Source organism: Chitinophaga sp. 9-1-y (assembly GCF_059511905.2).
Genome location: NZ_CM197955.1, coordinates 3882047 through 3904600, shown reverse-complemented (window position 1 = coordinate 3904600; position 22554 = coordinate 3882047). Strand labels below are relative to the sequence as shown.

Sequence of the window (22554 nt, the reverse complement as noted above, 5' to 3'; positions counted from 1 at the left end):
TAGATGCCTTTTTTCATACCTAAATTATTCAAAAAATGCCTGGATTTAACCTGGTGGATATTATTGACCTGTTGGAAAAAGCAAAAGATAACGGCGTTAATGTATCTTTCGACAACGATAAACTGGTTGTAAAAACCGATAAAAAGAAAGCGGTTAACAGCTCCATATTGAGTGAGCTGAAAGAAAATAAAGAACACCTGGTTGAGTATTTTCAAAAATACAGGCAAGGTAAAGAAACAATATCCCAGCGTGAGAAAATAGTTCCTGTCCATAGAAACGGATCAACCCATATTCCATTATCCTTTAACCAGGAACGGTTATGGTTTATTGATCAGTTGGAAGGAAGTGTACAATACCACATGCCGGCGGTATTGCGGCTGAAAGGGAAACTGAACCAGGAAGCGTTGGCAGCTGCATTGCAGTTGATCGTCAACCGTCACGAAGTGTTGCGTACCGTCATCAGGCAAACAGCAGATGGCGTTGCTTTTCAGCAGGTGCAGGAGAAAGGCAAATGGGAACTGATATTGAAAGACGGTAGAAGTTATCGTGGGAAAGAAACGGATTTGCAGGAATATATAAAATCGCTGATAGATATCCCGTTCGACTTATCGGCAGATCATCTGCTGCGGGCACACCTGGTAACGCTGGCGGAAGAAGAATTTATGCTGGTGGTGACCCTGCATCACATCGCCGCTGATGGCTGGTCTCTAGGAATTATTGTACATGAACTGGTAGCCGGGTATCTTTCTTTTACAGAAGGCCGTACTGCCAGCCTGGAGCCATTGCCGGTGCAGTACGCGGATTACGCCATCTGGCAACGTGATTATCTCTCCGGGGAAGTGCTGGATAAAAAACTGGGGTACTGGAAACAGCAATTGGAAGGTGTGGCTACGCTGCAGTTGCCTGCCGATTATAAACGGCCACCTATACAAAGCATTCGTGGTGCCGGACGCGAATTTAAACTGGATCAGCAACTGGCTGCTGCCATAAAAAAGTTGTCGCGGCAACAGGATTCAACGATGTTCATGACGCTGCTGGCCGCGTTTAAAGTGCTGTTATACCGTTATAGCGGTCAAAACGATATCTGTGTGGGTAGTCCCATTGCGGGAAGGGCAGAACGCGAAGTAAAGGACCTGGTAGGCTTCTTTATTAATACGCTGGCTTTACGCAGCCGGTTGGCGGATGATCTTCTATTCACAGATCTCCTGCAACAGGTAAAAGAAACAACGTTAGCAGCATACGAGCACCAGGACGTTCCCTTTGAAAAAGTAGTGGAGGCCGTGGTGAAAAACCGTGATATGAGCAGCACACCAATATTCCAGGTGATGTTTGCCTTGCAGAATATACCCGATGCTACCGATCTTGAATTGGGAGAGGTGCAGCTTTTCACAGAAGAAATAAAACACGATACAGCCAAACTGGACCTCACGTTAAATCTCCGCGAAGGACCGGAAGGACTAACAGGCACTATAGAGTACGGGGTGGATGTGTTTAGTGCGGCTACCATTGAGCGGATGATCGCCAACTACGAACGGCTGTTACAGGCTATTGTAAAGGCGCCGTCAACATCCATTAATAGCCTGTCTGTGATCAGCCAGGCCGAAGAACATTTACTGCTAGATGTTTTCAATGCTACCGCAACACCTTATCCTGCGGAAAAAACGGTGCTGGAATTATTGGAGGCACAGGTGAAAAGCACGCCGGATGCCATCGCGGTGAGCTATGCCGGGGAACAGCTTAGCTACCAGGAGCTCGATGACCGGTCCAACCAGGTAGCCCATTATTTAAGAGATCAGGGTACCGGGCAGGGGAACTATATAGGCCTGCTGTCTTACCGTGGCCTGGAAATGATAGTGGCGATATGGGGTATTCTGAAAAGTGGCAATGCATATGTGCCTATTCATATTGATTATCCTTCAGAGCGGGTAAAAGCGATATTGGAGGATGCTGGCGTGAACCATGTGTTGTATACAGATAGCAAGTTGTTTGCCGCGTTGGAATTACCGGAAGGAACGGGATTACATATCGCCGGGGCCTTGTCTTATGAGTCGGATGCGCTGGCGGTAAATATCAGTAGTGAGGCGGTAGTATACGTGATGTATACCTCCGGATCTACCGGTAAGCCCAAAGGAATTGCGGTGAACCACCGCAATATTGTAAAGCTGGTATATGAGCCGGGTCCTATTGCGATTGTACCGGAAGATAAGGTACTGCAATGGTCTAACTACGCTTTTGATGGTTCCACTTATGATATTTATGGCACGCTGCTGAAGGGCGCCGCGTTATATATGATTTCGGATGCGGCAGCATCGGATGTGTACGAGCTGGCCGCTATTATGGAGCAGGAGCAGATCACCTTCTGTTTTATGACTACCGCACTGTTCAACAATTTTACTGATAACCGGTTGAATGGATTACAGTCCCTGCGGAAGCTGTTGTTTGGCGGTGAACTGGTGTCTGTGCCCCACGTAGATCGTGCCCTGTCTTTGCTGGGGCCTAACAGGATGGTGCATATGTATGGCCCCACAGAAACCACGGTGTATGCTACGGCTTACCCGATCAATGAAACGGCCGGGAAGCGTACGATCCCCATCGGTGCGCCATTAGCCAACACGCAGCTGCTGGTATTGGATCATCACGGAAGACCCGTACCGGTGGGTGTAAGCGGGGAATTGTATGTAGGCGGAGATGGCGTTGCCACCGGATATATTAACAATGAAAGTCTTACAACTGAAAAATTTATTACGCTGGAAGGCCACCCGGGTCGCTGGTATAAAACCGGCGACGTGGTTAGTTGGCAGGCAGATGGTACTATCGTATATATCGGCCGTATCGATGACCAGGTGAAGGTACGTGGTTACCGCATTGAGCTGGGTGAAATAGAAAGTACGCTGCAGGACTGCCAGTGGGTAAGCCAGGTGGTAGTAGTGGTGAAAAAAGAAGACAATAGTCACTATAATAAATTGGTGGGATATATAGTTCCCGAAGGACCATTTGAAAGAGAAAAAATTATTGCTTATCTCAAAGAAAGACTACCTGATTACATGGTTCCTTCTCTCCTCATGGAGATGAAAGCACTTCCACTGAACGTCAATGGAAAAGTAGATAAAAAAGCCTTACCGGCTCCCGATGCCACCGCGTTGACGCAACAACAGTATGTGGCGCCAGGAAATCCGATAGAACACACCCTGGCAAATATCTGGCAAGACTTGCTGGGGGTAGCACGCGTAGGGATATACGATAACTTTTTTGAGCTGGGCGGCGATTCTATTATTACGATCCAGGTGGTTAGCCGGGTGAGACGGGCAGGATACGTACTGCAACCACGGGACCTGTTTGTTCATCAAACCATTGAGCGGTTAGCTGTTCTGTTGCAGGGACGTCGTGATAACGCCGCCACCGGTGAACAAGGTACACTTTCTGGGGAAAGTGGATTACTGCCGGTGCAACAATGGTATTTTGACCTGGTAGACGGAGATACATCGGCACATTTTAACCAGTCGGTATTACTGGGAATAGATAAAAGTGTAACAGCAGATACACTGGCAATAGCCATCAGGAAGCTGGTACAATACCATGATGCCTTACGTTTTATATTCCGTAATACCCATTCCGGCTGGACCCAGGAATATGGTACGGCCAGTGGTGAACTGGAAACCGTGGACCTGCAGCAAACTGCTGCGGAAGAATTGTCTGCCCGGATCACTGCTGTTGGCGAAGATCGGCAGCGAAGCCTGGATATCAGTAAAGGCATTGTGATCCGCCCGGTATTGATGTTGACGCCTGCCGCTGAAACGCATAACCGTTTATTACTGGTGATCCACCATCTCGTGGTAGATGGCGTATCCTGGCGCATCTTGCTGGAAGATTTGCAGTTATTGTTAAAAGACGATCCCGGTAAAAAAGCAACGGAAGTCCTGGGGCCCAAGAGCAGCTCTTACCGGCAGTGGTATAACGCGCTGACTGCGTATAGCCGGCGCCGTAGCTTGCCGGAACAACATACCTACTGGCAGGAAGTAGTGGCTGGTTATGCACCGCTTCGGGTGGATAAAAACTATACCGGCAAGATCACCATGGCAGATATGGGACACCATACAGCTGTACTGGCATCCGCACAAACGAAAAGTTTACTGCAGGAGGTGTCAACCGCATATCACACGGAAATAAACGATCTGTTGCTGACCGCACTCGCGCTTACGTTGTCGGGGTGGAATGGCCACCCCAAAGTGCTGATCGGCCTGGAAGGACACGGACGGGAAGCATTGACAAAAGATATTGATACCAGCCGTACCGTAGGTTGGTTTACCAATCTTTACCCGGTATTGATAGAAGTACCGGTAGCAGAAAGGGAAACAAGACTGATCCCCTCTGTTAAAGAGCAACTACGCAAAGTCGCCGACAAGGGAATAGGATATGGTGTGCTGAAATATATCACCAAAGCAGATTATTTACAGGGAAAAGATCCATGGGATGTAGTATTTAACTATCTCGGGCAGTTGGATAACAGCGTTAGCCGGGCAGGAGTTTTAACAGGTGTATCTGAATCACCCGGACTACCCATGGGCGAAGACTTCCCGGTGCATGATAAAATATCCGTTAACAGCATGGCGGAAGGTGGAGAACTGGTGTTTAACTGGACTTTCAGTCTTAAGCATTTTGATACCGCAACAATAGAAAAACTGGCCGCCGATTGTTTATCTCATCTTGAAAAATTAATCGCGCATTGTATATCGCAGCAGGCGCCTGTTTACACGCCTTCGGATTATGGTTTGGGCGCAGAGGTGTCTAATGAGGCACTGGAAAGATTTTTGGATGCCCCCTATAACGGTGCGCCTAGACGTGACCAGTTAACTGGTTTGTGCCGGTTAAGCGGATTGCAGGAAGGCATGTTGTTCCTCGGATTATATAATGAGCAGTCGGGCACCTATGTAGAACAAATGAATTGTGAACTGGAGCATTTGGACCCAGTCGCTTTTAAACGCGCCTGGCAAAATTTATTGCTTCGCCATAGCATTTTAAGAAGTGCTTTTTATGTAGATGAATTTAGTATACCGGTACAAGCCATTTATAAAGCCGTGGAATTACCTGTATTGGAGCTGGACTACCGGGGATTGAGCCGTGCGGAACAGGAAGAGGCATTTCGTGCATTTGAGCAGGCAGACCTGCGCCAGGGCTTCGATTTTAAAACAGCACCGTTGATGCGGATCAGCTTAATCCGGTTGGAAGAAGACCGTTACCGCTTATTGTGGACGGTGCATCACATCCTGTTGGATGGGTGGTCTCAGCCGATATTGATCGGGGAGTTGCTGGAGAATTACGAAGCATTGCTGGCAGGAAATGAATTGCCGGAAGTAACGGAAGACCGCTATGAAGATTATATCCATTACCTGGAGCGCCAGGACAAAGAAGAAGCGGCCACTTACTGGCAAACATATCTGAAGGAAATGGAGGAAGGTTGCCAGCTCCCATTTGTAGGTGCTACTGCTGCGCGTACAAAAGGTGTGGGTATTTACAAAGAAGAGAAGATCAGGTTAGATGCCACCTTCACTGAAAAGATAAACGATTATACGCAGCAACAGCATATCACGCCGAATACGCTGATGCAGGGTATCTGGAGTTACCTGTTGTCTGTTTATACCGGTCGCAATGACGTGGCTTTCGGCGTAACTGTTTCGGGGCGGCCGGAAGACCTGGCTGGTGTGGAACAACGAGTTGGGCTATACATCAATACATTGCCACTGTATGCCAGGGTAGATGGAGCGAAAGAAATAGCCGCGTGGCTGCAGCAATTGCAGGCAACACAGTTGCAAAGCAGGGAATACCAGTATACCGCGCTGAATAACATCCTGCAAGGGACCCCGGTGGGCGGAGATTTGTTCGATACCTCTATTACATTCCAGAATTTTCCGGTAGGAGAAGTAGTAGCCTCCAGGGAGTGGCAGCTGAAAGTAACGGAGGTAGAAGTACATCCGCATACCAATTATCCTTTAACCATTATCATTGGCATTGGTGCAGAAACAAGCCTGTTGTTCAGCTATAACAGTGATCTGCTGGACACGTTCTATGCAACACAAATCGCTGGTCATTTTAAACAGGTGCTGTTACAGATCATACATAAAGAAGTGCTTCAGTTGCAGGATATTAATCTGCATACAACAGCAGCACATTCACAGTTATTATCTTCCCACCAGGTTGCTTATCCAGCCGATAAAACGTTTACAGACCTTTTTACGGCGCAGGCAGCATACAGCCCAAATGCGCCGGCAGTGGTATTTGATAATACCCGGCTGAGTTACCGTGGGCTGGATGAAAAATCAAGCCAGCTGGCCCATTATCTGCGTGATCAGGGTGTGAAAGCGGGTTCACTGGTACCGTTATATATAGAAAGGTCAGCAGAGATGATGGTAGGAATATTAGGTATCCTCAAAGCGGGAGCTGCTTATGTGCCTATAGATCCTGATTTTCCGGCAGATCGTATCTCCTTCATACTGGAAGATACACATGCAACAATAGTAGTGAGTAATAATGCCGGCAAGGCGAAACTGCCTGCGGAGATCAAAGCCCGCGTGGTAACCCTGGACGGAGAGGAGGCAGCGATCTGTCGTTGCCCAATAGCAGAGCCGGTTCCCGCTCCTTCACCGGATGCGCCATTGTATGTGATTTATACCTCTGGTAGTACGGGTACCCCCAAAGGGGTGGTTGTTACCCATCGCAACCTGGTGGATTATATGTATGGCCTGAAAGCTGCGCTGCCGGTGGAGGAATGCCGTTCCTTCGGATTGCTCTCCAGCATTGCTACCGATTTAGGGAATACCGTATTATTTACACCATTGATTTCAGGCGGAACGCTGCATATATTTTCTAAAGAAATGATCAGCGATGGCGAATTGTTAAATAACTATTTTGCTGTTCACCCCATAGATTGCATCAAAATTGTGGCTTCCCACTGGAAAGCACTGTCTGCTTCCGGCAGATTACTATTACCGGAAAAGCTGCTCATTTTCGGAGGCGAAGCGCTGGAAACGGCGATGGTAAAAAGCATCCGTGCTTATGGCGCCAACTGTTCCATCGTAAATCACTATGGACCAACGGAAACGACTATAGGAAAATTACTGCATGTAGTGGATGAGCCGACTACCTATGGTCACTACATTCCGGTTGGTAAACCATTTTCCAATACCAGGGTATACATATTGGATGCATCCCGTAAACTATGTCCAATAGGGGTTCCTGGTGAATTATACATTGGTGGTGATGGCGTAGCAGCAGGCTATTTGAATAATGAGACTTTAACAGAGAGCCGCTTTATTGCAGATCCTTTTGGCGGGGCGGCTACCTCAAAATTATACCGTACCGGTGACCTGGTAAAGATGCTGCCGGACGGCAACATATTGTTTGTGGGTCGTGTAGATGACCAGGTGAAGATCCGTGGTTACCGCGTGGAACTGGGAGAAGTAGAAAAGGCTTTGCTGCAGCAGGATACTGTGCGCCAGGCAGTGGTGATAGCACGGGGGGAAGACAGCGGCAGCCGGCGTTTGATTGGTTATGTGATAGCAGCAGAGGGCCAGGTAGATACAGCGGCCATCATTGCCGGTATGAAGAAACATTTGCCGGAATATATGATTCCTTCGGCATTGGTGGTATTGGACAAGTTCCCGTTACTGGCCAATGGTAAAATAGATAAAAAGTCTTTGCCAGATCCCGACAGAGACAGTGCGGGGGGCGCTTCAGCAGCACCCGCTACGCCAACGGAACTGGTGCTGGCTGCCATCTGGTCGTCGTTACTGGAATTAGACGAGGTAGGTGTACACGATGATTTCTTTGCATTGGGAGGGCACTCCCTGTTGGCTATCCGCGTGGTATCTGCCATACGAAAAAAACTGGCAGTAGAAATCAGCATCGGGGATGTATTTGATTATCCGACGATTGCTTCCTTAGCCGCGAGGATTACCGGCGGTAGTGAAAAGAACACAACGCCTCCACTGGTGGCCGGGGAAAGGCCTGCACACATTCCGCTTTCGTATAGCCAGGAACGTTTGTGGTTTATAGATCAGTTGGAAGGAAGTATACATTATCATACGCCGCATATCCTGCATTTGAAGGGAGAGATCAACAAAGCAGCCCTGGAAAAGGCATTGCAACTGATTATCAACCGGCACGAAATATTGCGTACTGTCATAGTGCAACAAGACGGAATGGCCTGGCAGCAGGTATTGGATAAAGACCGCTGGCAGTTGGTCATCGTAGAAAATTTGCGCTTCCGGCCAGGAACAAATGCATGCAGGGATTACATAAAAGCACTCATTGATGCGCCTTTCAATTTGCAACAGGATCATATGTTGCGTGCGCACCTGCTGGTATTTGGTGAAACAGACCATGTACTGGTACTAAACCTGCACCATATTGCATCTGATGGCTGGTCTACCGGTATACTGGTGCGTGAGCTGGAAGAAGGATATGCTGCTTTTGCAGCAAACAGGCCGGCGCAGTTGCCTGTATTACCCGTGCAGTATGCAGATTACGCCATCTGGCAGCGGAAGCACCTGAGTGAAGAAGTGCTGCAGCAGAAAACAGACTACTGGAAAGAGCAACTTACCGGCGTAGATACCTTGCAATTACCGACAGATTATTTACGGCCCGCGGTGCAGAGTGTGCGCGGCGACACCCACACATTTGAGCTGGATAAAGCACTGTCAGACCGTTTGCTGGCCCTGTCACAACAAGAAGGCGTGACCCCGTTTATGACGTTGCTGGCGGTATTCAATGTATTGCTGAACCGTTATAGCGGCGCGGAAGATATTTGTGTGGGCAGCCCGATAGCAGGCAGAACACAACAGGAAGTAGAGGGACTGATAGGTTTCTTCATTAACACATTAGCGTTGCGCACAGATCTGCATGATGATCCCTCTTTTACATCATTGTTACAGCAGGTAAAACAAACCACGCTGAGTGCTTATGAAAACCAGGAAGTGCCTTATGAAAAAATTGTAGAACTGGTAGTGAAGGAGCGGGATATGAGCCGGCATCCTTTGTTCCAGGTAATGTTTGTATTGCAGAATGTGCCTGAAGCAGCTTCGCTGGAAATGGGCGCATTACAACTATCCCAGTTGGACACGGAAGAAGTAGCCGCAAAGTTTGACCTGACTGTATACCTGCAGGAAGGGCCCAACGGATTGAATGGATTTGTAGTGTACTGTGCCGACCTGTTTACGGCCGGAACGATAGAGCGGATGATGTTGCATTTTAAGCAATTGTTGCATGCGGTGGTAGATGCCCCTGCTGCAAGGATCAGCGAACTACAGTTATTGACACCTAAAGAACAGCATCAGTTACGGTGGGCATTTAATGCCACGGCGAGCGCCTATCCGCAGGATAAAACAATTGCAGCGTTATTTTCTGAACAGGCTATGCTTTCACCCGCCGTGACTGCCCTGATGTTTTCATCACAAAGTTTAACTTACCGGGAGCTGGATGAACGTTCCAATCAGTTGGCGCACTATCTGCAACGCAAAGGCGTGAAAGCAGAAACGATGGTGCCTGTTTGTGTGGACCGCTCATTGGAATTAATCGTTGGAATACTGGGTATCCTGAAAGCGGGAGGCGCCTATGTGCCTATCGATACCGAATATCCTGCCGAACGTATTGCTTATATGCTTACGGATACGGACGCGCATATTGTTGTTGGGAATACCGCTGCCAAAGCTGTTTTGCTGGCCGTGAACCCTGCACTGGACATCATAGATGTGGAAGCCGACTGGTCATTACTCAGCAAAGAGTCTATAGACGCCGTGGATAGCGGTACGCAACCGGATAGTCTTGCGTATGTGATCTATACCTCGGGTTCTACCGGTCAGCCTAAGGGGGTGATGGTAACAAATAATAACGTAGTAAGCCTCGTTCGGGGAACGGATTACCTCAAACTAACGCCAAAGGATATTTTGCTGTCAACAGGTTCTCCTTCTTTTGATGCAAGTACCCTGGAATACTGGGGCATGTTGCTGAATGGTGGCCAGTTGGTGCTGTGTTCATTAAATACTTTACTGGACAGTGCGCTGCTGAAGGCGGAGATCCGAAGCCGGGGTGTTTCTACTATGTGGTTTACCGCCAGTTGGCTGAATCAACTGGTAGATACAGATATCACGGTGTTTAAAGGATTGAAAACCATATTAGCCGGTGGAGAAAAACTCTCTGAGATACACATTGAAAAGATACGAAAAGCCTATCCGGCTATAACGGTAATTAACGGATACGGGCCTACGGAAAATACGACCTTCTCCCTGACCTGTGAAATTGATGATGCAGCATTGGAGCATACCATTCCAATTGGACGTCCGTTAAACAACCGGGTAGCTTATATACTGGATGGCCAGCGCAGGTTATGCCCGGTAGGGGTACCCGGGGAAATATATGTTGGTGGCGCGGGACTTTCGCGGGGGTATCTGCATCGTCCGGAACTTACGGCAGAGAAGTTTGTGCTGCATGCTTTTGATCATCAAAGCAGCATCCGCTTATACCGTACCGGTGATTTGGGCAGATGGTTGCCCGATGGCAATATCGCTTATATGGGTCGTACAGACGACCAGGTGAAAATACGTGGTCACCGGATAGAGCTGGGCGAAATAGAAAGTATGTTGCAATCCTGTGAAGGGGTCCAGCAAAACGTGGTGATCGCCGGAAAAGATGAACTTGGCAGTTATAACAGGCTGATAGCTTATGTAGTACCTGCTGGTCCATTCGACCGGGAAGGTATCACCCAATATCTGAATACCCGGTTACCGGAGTACATGGTGCCATCGGCGTTAATTCCGTTGGAGCAGTTACCGCTCACCGCAAACGGTAAGGTGGATAAACGCGCTTTGCCTGCACCGGATACCGCATTATTACAGGCGGAAGCCTATGTGGCGCCGCGTAACAGCACGGAGGAGCAGCTGGCCGGTATCTGGCAACAGTTGTTGGGGGTAGAACGGGTAGGCATATACGATAATTTCTTCGAATTGGGAGGTCATTCCCTGTTGGCAGTACGACTGATGTCGGCCATTAAAAAAGAGATGCAGGCGGCTATACAGATCGGGGATATTTTCGATAGCCCTACGATACAGCTTCTGGCAGAGAAGGTGAAGGGTAGTGGTGCTACTACGGTGCCGGCCATTGTTCCGAGAGACCGTCACGCAAAAATACCTTTGTCCTTCAGCCAGGAACGCTTGTGGTTTATAGATCAATTCCAGGGAAGCACCCACTACCATGTGCCTTTGGTGCTGCGGTTGGAAGCTAATCCGGATAAGGAAGCATTGGCATACGCATTTCAGACCATGATCAACCGTCATGAGGTATTGCGTACTGTGATGGTGGCAGAAGAAGGGATTGCCTACCAACAGGTAAAGGAGAACGATCGCTGGCAGCTGCAGGTGGTAGAAGAAGATAAATATAAAAATGATCCGGAAGCACTCGAACATTTTGTGCAGGCACTCATTGCCACGCCATTCGATTTGTCGGCAGATCATATGCTGCGGGCACACCTGATCGCACTCGGTAACGAAGAACATTTACTGGTAGTTACCTGGCATCATATCGTGTCTGATGGCTGGTCGATCAGCATTATCATGCGGGAGCTGGTGGAGTTGTATGATGCATACCTACATAAACGTAATCACAACCTGCCGTCATTACCGGTACAATATGCTGACTTTGCCATCTGGCAGCGGCAGTATTTGTCCGGCGAGGTACTGCAGAAAAAAATAAATTACTGGAAAGACAAACTCACAGGGGTTACTTCGCTCCAGTTACCTACAGATTTCACTCGCCCGCCTGTGCAAAGTCTGCGTGGCGCCATGAGCCGGTTTGTACTTTCGGCAACCTTGTTGGCAGAATTACAGGCATTGTCCAGGCAGGAAGGAGTTACCTTGTTTATGACTTTACTGGCTGCTTTTAAAGTGTTGTTGTATCGCTATAGCGGACAGGAAGATATCTGTGTTGGCAGCCCTATTGCCGGCAGAACTCAACAGGAAACAGAAGGGCTGATCGGATTTTTTGTGAATACACTGGCATTGCGCTCAGATCTCAGCAACCACCCTTCTTTTATCGCCCTGTTGCAGCAGGTAAGGGAAACTACGTTAGGTGCTTATGAACACCAGGAAGTACCTTTTGAAAAAATAGTAGAGGAAGTGGTGAAGGACCGTGATCTGAGCCGTCACCCATTGTTCCAGGTGATGTTTATATTACAGAACACACCTGAAGTACAATCGCTTAGCCTGGGAGAAGTGCCCCTGGCGCAGGAAGGCGTAGAGCGGGTTACCGCGCAGTTTGACATGATGGTGAGCTTCGAAGAAAGCGCAACGGGACTGATGGGTACCGTATTATATTGTGCCGACTTATTTGTTGCAGACACCATCAGCCAGCTGACATCGCATTTTGAACAATTGTTGTGGGCCATCGTGAAAGCGCCGCAAACTGCTATCGGAAAACTTCCTATGCTGGCGGCTGTGGAGCGTGACGAACTATTGATCACCTTAAATGCAACGGATGTCACTTTTGAGGAAGTCGCCTCCCTGCCGGAGCTATTCACTACCCGCGCTGCGCTTTGCCCGGATGCAACAGCAGTCGTTGCCGGTACAGAAACACTTACCTATCAGGAATTGGACCACCGTTCCGGTCAACTGGCGCATTACCTGCAAAGTAAAGGAGTAACAACCGGTACCCTGGTGCCAATAAGCATAGAACGGTCGCTGGATATGATAGTAGGCATACTGGGTATTCTGAAAGCAGGAGGAACCTATGTACCAATAGATCCGGAATACCCGGAGGCCCGTATCCGTTATATTCTCAACGACGTTGGCGGAAAAGTTATGCTGACCAGCAGTGCTTGTGTACAGAAAGTAGATCTGTATCCCGGCGCCACAATCGTGGAAATAGATACGCACCGGGATTTGATAGTGAGAGAAAGCCAGGACAAAACTGTATTGAAAACTGCCGCGGCGCCACTGGCGTATATTCTCTACACCTCAGGTACCACCGGTAACCCAAAAGGTGTTGAAATGCCTGCATCCGCAGTAATCAACCTGTTGTTGTGGCAACAGACGCAGTTCGATACACAACACCCAAAACGGATACTGCAATTTGCCAGCCTGAATTTCGATGTAAGCTTCCAGGAAATATTTTCTTCCATATGCTTTGGTAATACGATCTGCCTGATAGATGAAAATACAAGGAAAGACACCGATGCTTTGTTACGCCTGATAGAAAGTGGTGATATCAATTATTTGTTCCTGCCTTATGTGGTATTGAAGAGTATCGCGGAGTATGCGAAACTGGCGTCGCTCTATCCTTCTTCACTGGAAGCTATATTTACTGCCGGAGAACAACTGCGGCTGGATAGTGAAATTAAAACACTGCTGGATAATACCGGGGCAAAATTATATAACCATTATGGACCTACAGAAGCACATGTGGTTACCTCCTATGAAGTCAGCACCGCCGATTTTGACACCCGTTTTTTACCACCGATAGGCAAGCCGGTCTCTAATGTTGTGATGTACATCCTGGATGCGAATGGTGAACTTTGTGGCAAAGGCGTGATTGGAGAATTGTGCATTGGTGGGGTACAGGTGGCTAATGGGTATCTGCATCAACCGGAGCTGACCAATAAAAAATTCATTCCGGATCCATTCCGTAAAATACCGGGAGCCCGCATTTACAAAACAGGTGATGTTGGCCGGTGGCTACCCGACGGAAATATAGAATGTTTGGGCAGACTGGACGACCAGGTGAAGATCCGTGGATACCGCGTGGAACTTGGAGAGGTGGAAAGTATTCTTCAGCAATGCAAAGGTGTAAGAAAGTCGGTCGTATTGGCTAAAACGGATAGTAACGGTATGAAACGCCTGGTGGGCTATGTGGTGCCGGAAGGCCATTTTAACCGGGACGAAATAACTGCTTTTCTGCGGAGCAGACTGCCAGATTATATGGTGCCTTCACTGTTGATTGAGCTGGAGGAACTGCCATCGACCGCTAATGGAAAAGTAAATAAAAGAGCGCTTCCGGATCCTGCAGCAGATGAACTGCTGAGTGGAAAGTACGTGGCGCCCCGTAATGATACAGAAACAGCCATTGCCGCTATCTGGCAGGAACTGCTGGGCGTAGCACGGGTAGGCATATACGATAATTTCTTTGAACTGGGCGGACATTCCCTGTTGGTAGTACGCGTAGTGTGGACGATCAGGAAAGTGTTACAGGCAGAAGTAACCAACCGGGAAATATTTGAGTTCCCCACGGTAGCTTCACTGGCCGCTGTACTGGACGAGCGCAGCAAATGGGAGCGGAGTAACGGGCATGCCCGGTTAATGGATCCATCTGCCAGTCAGCATATTGTATTGCTGAATAAAGGGCCAAAAACATTCCCCGTGTTTCTCTTGCCTGGTGCCATCGGACTTTGTGATGCTTACGAGCAATTGTCGGCAGCGTTGAATGACACCTGCGCGGTATACGGACTGTACATGCAGGGAATATTTGAAGGGGAGCAACCGTTCGAAAACTTTGCCGGTATCGCCGCACAGAACATTGTCTGGATGAAACAGGTGCAGCCAACCGGACCTTATCGTTTTATGGGACACTCTTTTGGAGGATATATTGTACATGAAATGGTGAGGCAGTTGGAAAACAGTGGTGATAAAGTGGAATTTGCAGCCATACTTGATTCCACTGCAGTAGTAAAACGCAGGGTACAACAACAGGATCTGATAGGAGGAGAGGTATTTGAGTCGCTGGTATGGATATTTGAACAATACAATATCATTTCCACCCCACACCCTGCATGGGTGAGTGAGCTGGGGCAGGCGTTGGAAACAGTAGCTGCAAACGAGGTGATTCCTTTTGTGCTGGATTTCATAAAAGGCAGGATGAGTAATGACTATATAGAATTTGTATTACGGCTGACAGATGTACACAGGAGTAACTTGTCGATGGATTATACGATCACGGCAAAAGTAAATACGCCGTTGATAGTGGCTAAAGCCGAAGCCAACCAATGGAGTGGAGAAGATGAGCACCTGGGTTGGTCGGATTATGCGACAACCGTAACGGGAACCACGGTGCCGGGGCATCACGGATCCATGCTGGAGGAGGAAAATGTACTGGTGCTGGCGGCCTATCTGAAAGCACAATTGGATAAATTGAGGGTTTCGTAGGTATAGTAGTAATAGCAAAAAAAGCAGCATCGTTCTTTACGATGCTGCTCACAATTGGAAAAATTTCAGGTTTCGTAAGCATAGTAGTAATAGCAAAAAAAGCAGCCCTGCCATGGCGGGGCTGCTTTTTTTGTGCTGGATGTTTGCTTTTTATTGCGTGAACTGCATCTCACATAAATTTTTATACAGTCCGTAATCAATGTTTACCAGTTCATGGTGGGTACCTTCTTCTACGATAGCACCTTTGTCAATCACAATGATTTTATCTGCCTGCCGGATAGTGGCCAGGCGATGGGCGATTATAATAGAGGTACGCCCTTCCATTAGTTTATTAAGTGCGTCCTGAACCAGCCTTTCAGATTCTGCATCCAATGCGGAGGTGGCTTCATCGAGGATCAGGATCCGGGGCGCTTTCAACACCGCGCGGGCGATGGCTACGCGTTGGCGCTGACCACCGGATAACTGCATACCACGTTCACCAACCATCGTTTGCAATCCAAGTGGAAGGCGTTCAATAAATTCCCAGGCATTTGCTTTTTTGGCAGCAGCAATGATGTCAGCTTCCTTGGCGTCTTGTTTGCCGTAGGCGATGTTTTCACCAATGGTGCCGCCAAACAGGAACACGTCCTGTGGTACGGTAGCCATTTGTGAGCGGAGCGTTGACAGTGGGAAATGATGATTTTCTTTTTTGTCAAAATAGATATGACCACCGGAAGGATCGTACATGCGTAACAGTAAGGATACGATGGTACTTTTACCGGCGCCGCTGGGACCTACCAGCGCTATTTTTTGATTGGAGCTAACATCAAACGACATTTTGTTAAGCACATGTGTATCATTTCTTCCCGGATAACGGAAGGATACATTCCTGAAACTGATGTCACCCTGCAGTACATGTTCGGGAGCAACACCAGTGACGGGCGATAAGGGTTCCGCCGGTTCATCCAGTATACCGAAAAGATTTTGAGTAGCGCCGATACTTTTTTGAAGAGAAGCATATATTTCTGTGAGGCCGCCAATGGAACTGCCAATAAATACGGAGTATAATACGAAAGAGAACAGTTTTCCTGAGTCCAGCCCGATGATAACGCCTCTCCATATAACCGCTACGAGCGCACCAAAAATGCCCATAATAATGAAGGATGACAACGCTGCCCGGAACTTTCCACTTTGGATGCCTATGTTTGCTGCTTCATTTGTACATTCCCTGTAACGCTTCATCTCCAGGAATTCGTTGGCAAAGGCTTTTACGCTAAATATGCCTTGTAAGGTTTCTTCTACCACGGTGCTGGAAGATGCTACCTGGTCCTGCACTTTGTTGGAGAAGCCACGGATAGACCGCCCGAATATCACTGCAACAATGACCATAACGGGCAATATGGCAAGCATGAATATCGTCAGTTTGATTGACGTAAACAACAGGAATGTGAGGCCGCCAACAATAATAACGAGTTGCCGGATAAATTCTGCCAATGTGGTGGTGAAGGTTTCCTGCAGTAGTGTAATGTCTGAAGATATTCTGCTGTTAAGTTCTCCCACCCGTCGCGTAAGAAAGAAGTTCATCGGTAGTTGAATCAGGTGGTTGTAAACAGTTTGCCGTAAAGTAGCCAATGCCTTTTCCGCGGCTTTTACAAACAGTATGGTTCTGAAAAATGAACCAATGGATTGCATAGTTAGCAAGCCTAATAATTCCAAACCGATGATATTGATGTTAGAACGGGTGTCGGCATGTTTGCCGGCATCAATTAACTGACCAAGCACTTCAGGGAATGCAAGGCCCGCCAGACTGGAGATTAAAAGGAATAACATACCTGCTGTAATGGTGGCCCAGTATGGTTGAAGGTATTTGAACAAGCGCAGTGTTTTAGCGAATTTGTTTTTCTCGTTGTTGGTTAAGGAGGGCACGTTCATTGATAAATATTGGATGATGTAAAAAGGGTTTAATGGAGCTGCTGTTAGGGTATCTGCTGAATATGTGACTCAGTAAGAACCATACAGGATATGTACTTTGTGGAGATGGAAAGTTAGGTATATTTTTTTTACCTGCAATAAAATTTAGTTGATTTTATCATTAGGTAATATTAATTAATTGTCATCAGGAAATTTTTTTATTCACTGCGACAATCGAATGTATTCTTTGTATACTGCCTGTTATCAATGGTTTTGATGGGTTTGCATTTTTTCGTATGTAAACTGGTTATCAGTCCTGATTTAAAATTTTATGGTATACTGCAAGTGATTTTTTTGCGGAATTAAATATGTTTGCTATTTTTGGATTGTTGATATGATCTGTGGGGAATTGATTATTTTATACAACGATAGACAGTTAATAGAATCCCTCGACTAGCCTGATACCCTTAAATAACGTCAACGAGCAGGAAATAGATGAAACCCGAGTAAGTACTATCCAAATAAATTCCTTTACATAACAGTTGGTTTTTTCCTTAACCCAGGTGTTTATTTAAACAAGTACATTGATTTTTATTCAAATGATGTGGCAGATTTGTATCCACATGAGCGACAGCTTTATCCTTTCGTGAAATGTATGATTTTTTCAGGATCTCTAAAGCGTTGACCAGGTGTGGTATTAAGTGAAATGTACGACCATATTATTGTGCTCTTCAGGTATAAGCTAAATCCAGACACGAGAAAAAGTTGCTAACCTTTTATCTGCAGGAATCTGATCAGAAGATTTCTCCAGGTAGATTTTTATTCGTTTTCTACCGGAATATTTTTTCCGGTAGTGGTATCACTTTGTCAATATTGAAAGCGCATCCGCAGCGCAGAAACTTTTATCCAATGGAGAAAATCAATCTTTTCTGTTTGCCGTTTGCCGGCGGCAGCAAATATTCGTACCGGTTGTATGAAGACAATTTACCGTCCTTCCTTAACCTTGTTCCGCTCGAGTACCCCGGTAGAGGTAGCCGGATGAGTGAGCCGCTTAAAGAAGATGTTGATCAGCTGGTACCGGATTTATATGCACAAATAGAAAACCGGTTAGAACAGGCGCCGTACGCTATATACGGTCATAGTATGGGCGGGTTGATGACTTACCTGCTGACGCGGAAAATTATTGAAAACGGCAAAACACCCCCCTTGCACCTGTTTATTACAGGCACTCCCGGACCGGCAGCCTCGTCGAGGACAGAACGAAAAAGGCATCTCATGGATAAGCAGACGTTTATAGAGGAAGTCAGGAGCCTGAATGGAAGCCCCGACGAAATACTACAGAATAATGAGTTACTGGAATACATTGAGCCAATTTTACGGGCTGATTTTAAAGTATCGGAAAATTATAACTACTTAAGGGAAGGAATGCTTAATATACCCATGACCGTTATAACCGGTACCAGTGAGAATATGAAACAGGAGGAGATTCATTTATGGCAGAAAGAAACCCATATGACCGTAGACTTCAGACGCATGCCAGGCCATCACTTTTTTATATTTAAATACCCTTACGAAATCATTCAGATCATCGCTAAAAAGTTAGTTGTTCATTACAAATCATATCAATTATGAGTGAGAAAAAAGTATACCTGAAACCCAACGTAGTATTGGAACCATTGTACGACCGGTGGTATGCATGGAGTCACCTGATATCTCCGGCAACCGCTTCCATGAATACTATTGCAAGGCATCTTACGATCATGGATTCTTATCTCGACGACCCCAGCATTCACGCAGAAGCAGTGCTGAATCCAAAAATGAAAGGAGGCCCCTTCATGGACTTTGGTGGAGGAAGGGTAGCGGAAGTAAAAGCGCTGAAAGATACTATCCTGAAACGCCAGGAAAAAGTAATACAGTTTGCCCAGGCTGCCAAGGAGCTGGATAAAATTCTGGCAACAGAGTGTAAAGGATTTGGATTGGAAACTGTTTATGAAAAAGTACCGGAGATATTGAAGGGATACGTAGAGCTTTATTACGATCGTAATAACAATGCAGACTTCCGCTTTTTCGAATCCCTGTTGTATAAAAGTGAATTCTATAATAAGAAAGCGCAGAGCATTGCACTGTGGATCACAGATAATGACCACCGGCCGTTTTGCCTCAGCACTCCCAGGCTGGATGAACCGGAAGTACTCCATCTCTCTATACCTTTCGACCATGCAGGCATTGATGCACTCAGCCGCATGAAAAGGGCAGGAGGCTCGTTACAGGAGATTAAAAAACTACTGGGCATCACCGCAGACCAGGAAGCACTGTTTGATACCTTCTTTACAGAAACACCTCCACCGGTGTATAAGAAATATACTGGCGACAAGATCCGTATGCGCTACTTCGGACATGCCTGCATCCTCGTGGAAACAAAAGATGTCAGCATCCTGGTGGATCCGCTGATCAGTTATTATGGATACGACAGCGATATTGAACACTTCTCTGATGCCGATCTGCCGGATACGATCGACTATGTGCTGATCACCCACAATCACCAGGATCATATCCTGTTTGAAACATTGCTGCCTTTGCGCCATAAGATCAAAAACCTGATTGTGCCGCGTACCTGCAGTGGTAAACTGGAAGATCCTGATCTGAAACTGATGTTTAAAAATATTGGATTCAACAATGTGGTGGCAATAGATGAAATGGAAACCATTGAGTTTATCGATACCACTATTACAGGTTTGCCATTTACCGGTGAGCACAGTGACTTGAACATTCAGACCAAGTCCTGCTACCTGGTACAGATCAGTGGTTTCAAATTACTGTTCCTGGCAGATTCAAGAATTGTAGAATCCAGTCTTTATAAGCATATACACCAACAAATAGGGGACGTAGACGTTTTGTTCCTGGGCATGGAATGTGACGGTGCACCGCTTACCTGGCTGTATGGACCATTGTTAACCAAAAAAATTACCAGGGACCAGGATGGAAGCCGCCGGCTCGCCGGATCCGACTGTGCAAAAGGAATGGCATTGGTCAATATTTTCAATCCGAAAGAAGCCTACGTATATGCGATGGGAATGGAGCCATGGCTGGAATTCATCAGTAGTATTAAGTATACCGATGAATCCAACCCTATTATTCAATCCAATAAGCTTGTGCAGGAGTGCCAGGATAAAGGTATTATTGCCGAACGCCTGTATGGAGAAAAAGAACTGTTGTACGACCGGAAAGAAGTATTGGAAGCCCAACTGCAATAAATGCTGACCCCTGAGTGATTGTTTGCTTCCCGATTATTATATACTACCATCATTTAACCCACCCGATAAATTGATCTCATTGCCAATGTAATGAGACGGTCACTTCCATGTACCTGCACCTACACAACGGTGCAGGTTTTATTCCTTTTTACGCCAAAAAATCGCATATGCTAAAGCAACTTGAAAAACTATCCGCTTTTATAGGGAATACCCCCCTGATGTCTTTGAGGAATACCGATACCCCTTTATTTGCCAAGCTGGAATACAACAATTTCTCCGGGAGCTCAAAAGACCGTGCCGGGTATAGTATCGTTTATAATGGAATCAAGTCAGGCCGCATCAATGAAAATACCACCATCATTGCTTCCAGCTCTGGTAACCTCGCTATTGCAGTGGCTTCCATCTGTAAAATGCTCGACCTGAAGTTTATTCCTGTAATTGATCCTAATATCAACAGTGCTTATGAAGCATTACTCAACCTGTTGTCGTACAAGGTGGTGAAAATTACAGAAAGAGATAGCACTGGCGGCTACCTGTTAACCCGCATAGAAACGGTAAATAGATTACATGCGGTTACAGAAAATTCATTTGTTGCCGATCAGTATGGTGATCCGAACAATTACAAAGGATACTATGGACTCTCGGAAGAGATTCTTCGTTGCGCTACGCCTATCGAATACGTTTTCGTGGCAGTAAGCTCCAGCGGTGCTATTACCGGCATCTCCAAAAGTATCAAGGAAAAGAATCCGGATATCAAAATTATCGGGGTAGATGTAGAGGGTTCCGTGATTTTCAATGCACCGCCGGTGAAGAGATATATTTCAGGTATTGGCGCCAGCCAGGTGCCTCCCATTATAAAAAATGCCCTCATCGATGATGTAGTGATTGTATCACAAACGGACATCATCAAAGGTTGTTTTGAATTGCTGAACGAACAGGTGATTTTTGCCGGCGCTTCTTCCGGTGCAGTATACCTGGCAGCTAAAAACTATTTCAAAGAGAAGTCTTATTTAACACCTCCCACATCATTGTTGATCTTTCCTGATAAAGGACATACCTATCTGGATACTATTTACAACAAGCAATGGGGAGAACAGCTTGCAGCTAAATTAGAATCTGCAACCGTAGCTTAAAACTTAAAAGAGTAAAACTATGCTATATCTCAATGCAGATCACATTTATGAAATAGGAATCAACTGGAAGGAGTTGACCAGTGTTATTGCCAACGCTACGGAAGCACTTCATGAAAATGATTATTCTCAACCCATTAAGCCCTATCTGCGCTATGGTGATCCTAAAAACAGGATTATTGCTATGCCAGCGTACGTAGGTGGCCAGCTCCCGCTGGCTGGTATTAAATGGATCGCCAGTTTTCCCGGCAATATTTACAAAAATAAATTAAGGGCGCACTCCGTGACTATTCTGAATGAACATGATTCCGGAATACCACTTTGTATCATCAATACTGCCACTATCAGCGGGATCCGCACTGCCGCGGTCTCCGGTGTAGTATTGCAGCGATTCCTGGCTACCAGGGGTGCAAACCAGCAGTTTACCATAGGCATTACCGGATTTGGCCCAATAGGAAAAATGCACCTGAAAATGGTGGCCGACATCCTGGGTAGCCGTATTGGCAAAGTTTTATTATATGACATCAATGGTGTAGACCTGTCTGACGTTGACCCTGTTTTGAAAAGCAAAATAACAATAGTCGATTCCTGGCAGGATGCCTATAAGGTGGCAGATATTTTTATCACCTGCACAGTATCTGCTGCGCCATATGTAGATCTTCCCCCGGTAAAATCCTCTCTTCAACTGAATGTTTCCCTGCGTGACTATAAAGTGGAAATGATCAAACATATGGATGTAGTCATTGTAGATGACTGGGAAGAAGTGTGCCGGCAAAATACAGATATAGAAAACATGCACAAATCAATGGGATTGGAAAAAAGTGATACCCTGTCTATTTCAGATATTGTTTGTAAAGATGTATTAGCGGGAAAAGACGACGCTGTAGTGATGTTTAATCCAATGGGTATGGCCATTTTTGATATAGCCATAGGTGGATATTACTACCACGAAGCTGTCAGAAAGAATATCGGCGTGGTGATGCCGGATTAATGGGATGTTTTCAAAACAAGCAATAGCACTGCTTAATCATATCGTCTCCATCAATATAACCAGTAGAAGAGCACATCGGTTAAACATTCAATTCTTTTTTACCCTTAAAT

Annotated in this window: 6 protein-coding genes; 5 read left to right on the top strand and 1 reads right to left on the bottom strand. The window is 46.5% G+C overall.

Annotation, left to right across the window (positions count from 1 at the left end):
• Positions 1-35: 35 nt before the first annotated feature.
• The gene (locus AC5ZC7_RS15410) at positions 36-15179 is read left to right on the top strand and encodes an amino acid adenylation domain-containing protein (protein WP_496158033.1); all 15144 of its coding nucleotides are present in this window, start codon (positions 36-38) and stop codon (positions 15177-15179) included.
• A gap of 150 nt (positions 15180-15329) precedes the next feature.
• On the opposite strand, the gene AC5ZC7_RS15405 is transcribed toward AC5ZC7_RS15410, so the two are convergent.
• Entirely contained in the window at positions 15330-17090 is a 1761-nt protein-coding gene (locus tag AC5ZC7_RS15405) for an ABC transporter transmembrane domain-containing protein (RefSeq protein ID WP_496158034.1), read from the bottom strand.
• Between the two features lie 888 nt (positions 17091-17978).
• Here AC5ZC7_RS15405 and AC5ZC7_RS15400 point away from each other — a divergent pair.
• The 4 genes from AC5ZC7_RS15400 (at position 17979) to AC5ZC7_RS15385 (ending at position 22444) form a co-directional block, all read left to right on the top strand.
• Positions 17979-18701 carry a thioesterase domain-containing protein gene (locus AC5ZC7_RS15400; RefSeq protein ID WP_496158035.1) on the top strand — a complete coding sequence of 241 codons (723 nt, stop codon included), beginning with the start codon at positions 17979-17981 and terminating at the stop codon, positions 18699-18701.
• Entirely contained in the window at positions 18698-20323 is a 1626-nt protein-coding gene (locus AC5ZC7_RS15395) for an MBL fold metallo-hydrolase (RefSeq protein ID WP_496158036.1), read from the top strand. The genes AC5ZC7_RS15400 and AC5ZC7_RS15395 overlap by 4 nt, the downstream gene beginning before the upstream one ends.
• Positions 20324-20490: 167 nt before the next feature.
• Positions 20491-21456 carry a pyridoxal-phosphate dependent enzyme gene (locus AC5ZC7_RS15390; RefSeq protein ID WP_496158037.1) on the top strand — a complete coding sequence of 322 codons (966 nt, stop codon included), beginning with the start codon at positions 20491-20493 and terminating at the stop codon, positions 21454-21456.
• A gap of 19 nt (positions 21457-21475) precedes the next feature.
• The gene (locus AC5ZC7_RS15385) at positions 21476-22444 is read left to right on the top strand and encodes a 2,3-diaminopropionate biosynthesis protein SbnB (protein WP_496158038.1); all 969 of its coding nucleotides are present in this window, start codon (positions 21476-21478) and stop codon (positions 22442-22444) included.
• Positions 22445-22554 lie beyond the last annotated feature (110 nt).

What these genes read in the sequence shown, in the direction of transcription:
- AC5ZC7_RS15410 (WP_496158033.1), top strand. Translation starts at nt 36, where the DNA reads ATGCCTGGATTTAACCTGGTGGATATTATTGACCTGTTGGAAAAAGCA.
- AC5ZC7_RS15405 (WP_496158034.1), bottom strand. Translation starts at nt 17,090, where the DNA reads ATGAACGTGCCCTCCTTAACCAACAACGAGAAAAACAAATTCGCTAAA.
- AC5ZC7_RS15400 (WP_496158035.1), top strand. Translation starts at nt 17,979, where the DNA reads ATGGAGAAAATCAATCTTTTCTGTTTGCCGTTTGCCGGCGGCAGCAAA.
- AC5ZC7_RS15395 (WP_496158036.1), top strand. Translation starts at nt 18,698, where the DNA reads ATGAGTGAGAAAAAAGTATACCTGAAACCCAACGTAGTATTGGAACCA.
- AC5ZC7_RS15390 (WP_496158037.1), top strand. Translation starts at nt 20,491, where the DNA reads ATGCTAAAGCAACTTGAAAAACTATCCGCTTTTATAGGGAATACCCCC.
- AC5ZC7_RS15385 (WP_496158038.1), top strand. Translation starts at nt 21,476, where the DNA reads ATGCTATATCTCAATGCAGATCACATTTATGAAATAGGAATCAACTGG.